Genomic DNA, 2,462 nt, shown 5'->3' with positions numbered 1-2,462 from the left:
TGAAATGCTTTTCCAGGACGACCGCCCCGAGGCAGACCGCGGCCAGGGGGACGGCCGGGCCCAGGGTATGGTCGGAAAACCCCACCGGCAGGCCGTAGCGGGCGGCCAGTTCGCCAAGGAGGTTCAGGCCGGCGGCCTCGGGGGGGCAGGGGTATTCGGAGGTGCATTGCAGGAGCACGGTTTCGGGGTCGCCGTTTTCCCGCAAGGCGGCCACGGCGGCGTCGAGCTCGGCAAAGGAGCTCATGCCGCTCGACAGGTAGGTCTTTTTCCCCGTTTGCGCCACGCGGATGAGCAGCGGGAGGTTGGACACCTCGCCCGAGGCGATCTTGTAGCCCTTGACCCCGGCCTGCTCCAGCAGGTCCACGGCTTCCAGGGAAAACGGCGAGGACAGGAAGTCCAGGCCGTATTCCTCCTCGGCGAGGCGGCGCAGCCGGGTCCACTGCTCGAGGGAGAAGCCGGTGCGGTCGAAATAGTCCTTGCGCGGCTCGCCGTGGAAATAGGGCGGATTGGGCGCGTCGGGCAGGCTCTCGGCGTCGAACAGGTGGGTCTGGAACTTGATGGCGTCGGCCCCGCATTCCGCGGCGGACCGGATGAAGCACTGGGCGAGCCCGAACGAGCCCTCGTGCGTGTTGCCGACTTCGGCGATGATATAGGTGTGTCGCATACGTTTCTCTATTCGTGGCCGCCGGCCTGGCGCTTGAAGCTTTCCATGGTCGCGGCCAGGGCGCAGACGGTGATCTTGCCACTCGGCTCGGCGTAGCGGCGCAACCAGAGGGTCGAGAATCCGGCCAGTTCCAGCAGCTTCGCCAGCGTTACCGGGTCGAACAGGTAGTGGTGCAGCGAGCCGAGGATGTTGTCCGTGGCCGGCCGCAGCCAGGCCGTCAGCTTGTCCGGGACCTCCACGTAGGCCAGGCCGTCGTCGGTCATGATCGCGGGCAGCCGGCGCAGGATGGCCAGGGGGTCCGGGAGGTGCTCGAGGACCTTGTTGAGGGTGACGAGGTCATGGCGCGTGGCCGGGGCGGCCTCGGGAAAGCGGCCCTCCACCACCGCGAAGCGGTCGAGGGAGCGCAAATGCGCGCAGGCCGGGGCATTGGGCTCGAGGGCCGTGCCCTGCCAGTGCGGGGCGTCCTCCAGGAACCGGGTGAGGAACACGCCCGTTCCCGCGCCGATGTCCAGGACCCGCCGCGTCCGCCCGTCGCCCGGTTGGCCGGCCGTCCCGGCCTCGTCGAGGAAGCGCAGGATGCGCCGCACGCGCAGGGCGTTGTCCGAGCGGTCCCGGGGCAGGGCCATGATCCGGGCGTAGCGCTCGGCCGGGGTTTCCCGCTCCACGGCCGGGCTGTAGTAGGCATCCAGGTAGATGGCGGCCAGGTCGGGGCGGGTCAGGACGTCGATCAGGAGTCCGCAGCCCTCGCACTGCGCCCACCAGCGCCGGTATCCGTCCGCGCCGACGCCGGCCGCCCGTTCGAAGCGGTCCGGCTGCTCGATGGTCAGGACCACGGTGGCCGGGGAGAGCCCGCACAGCGGGCAGTGGACGTGTTGCGGCGCCTTCATGACGCGTCGTCCTCCACCGCCGCGACGGCCGCCGCGCACCCCGAGCGGAGGGAGGCCCTGGTCGCGGCCAGGATGCGCCTGGAGGCCAGGGCGTGGTCGAACGTGGGCAGGTCCGGCGGCGGCGAGCCGGCCACGGCCGCATGAAACGCGGCCACGGCCCGGGAGACGTCGTGCAGCCGCGTGTCGCCGTCGGGTTGCGACCGCGCCAGGGGAAGCGCCTCGCCTTGCGGCGGGGTGGCCGCGTTTCGCAGCGTGAGGCTGATGTCGCGCAAGGTGAACGGCACGGCCTGGCGCACGGCGAGCGCGCCGCCGTCGCCGCGGATCTCCACCAGGTGTTCGCCGCTGTAGCGGTGCCCGCTGGCGATCTTGACGTTGGCGACGCGGCCGGCGCGGGTTTCCATGAGAATGTCGATGGCGTCCTCGGCGGTGACGCGCCCCATGCTCCCGTCCGGCAGGGGGCGTTTCGGGTGGAGTATCCTCGAAAGCGCGAAGACCGAGGTCACTGCGTCGTCGAGCAGCCAGGAAACGTAGTCCATGACGTGGCAGCCGAAGGCTTCGGCCACGCCGCCGCCGGCCTGCGCCTCGTCCCGCCAGGCGAAGGGCCGCGCGGGGTTCGCGCCGCCGCCGGTGAACCAGGTCACGTCCAGGCGTTTGGCTTCCCCGATGGCGCCCTGGCGCAGGGCGTCCCTGGCCGCCTGGAAGCCCGGGTTGAAGCGGAACTGGAAGTCCACGGCGTTGGCCAGGCGGCGGCGCGAGGCCAGGTCGCGCATGGCCCGGGCCTGGGCGACGGAGGTGCCGAGGGGCTTTTCGCAAAAGACGTGCTTTCCGGCGTCCAGGGCGGCCAGGACGAGGTCGCCCTGGGCCGCGGGGGGCACGGCGATGCTCACCGCTTCCACGGCCGCGTCGGCCAG

Annotated in this window: 3 protein-coding genes; all 3 read right to left on the bottom strand. The window is 71.3% G+C overall.

Annotation, left to right across the window (positions count from 1 at the left end; genetic code table 11):
* On the bottom strand, positions 1 to 664 hold a 664-nt coding region (locus VB081_RS00495; RefSeq protein WP_323398909.1), incomplete at its 3' end, for an N-acetylneuraminate synthase family protein.
* Between the two features lie 8 nt (positions 665 to 672).
* Positions 673 to 1,551 (bottom strand): class I SAM-dependent methyltransferase, encoded by an 879-nt coding sequence (locus tag VB081_RS00490; protein ID WP_323398908.1) that lies wholly within the window; start codon positions 1,549 to 1,551, stop codon positions 673 to 675.
* Positions 1,548 to 2,462: Gfo/Idh/MocA family protein (locus VB081_RS00485; RefSeq protein ID WP_323398907.1), on the bottom strand; the 915-nt coding region annotated here is incomplete at its 5' end. The genes VB081_RS00485 and VB081_RS00490, both read right to left, overlap by 4 nt.

It is taken from the genome of Christensenella sp. (assembly GCF_034927525.1).
GTDB lineage: Bacteria > Bacillota > Clostridia > Christensenellales > Christensenellaceae > Christensenella.
This window is presented reverse-complemented; position numbering and strand designations above follow the sequence as displayed.

Coding starts and splice junctions, on each gene's coding strand:
- VB081_RS00490 (WP_323398908.1), bottom strand. CDS start 1,551: ATGAAGGCGCCGCAACACGTCCACTGCCCGCTGTGCGGGCTCTCCCCG.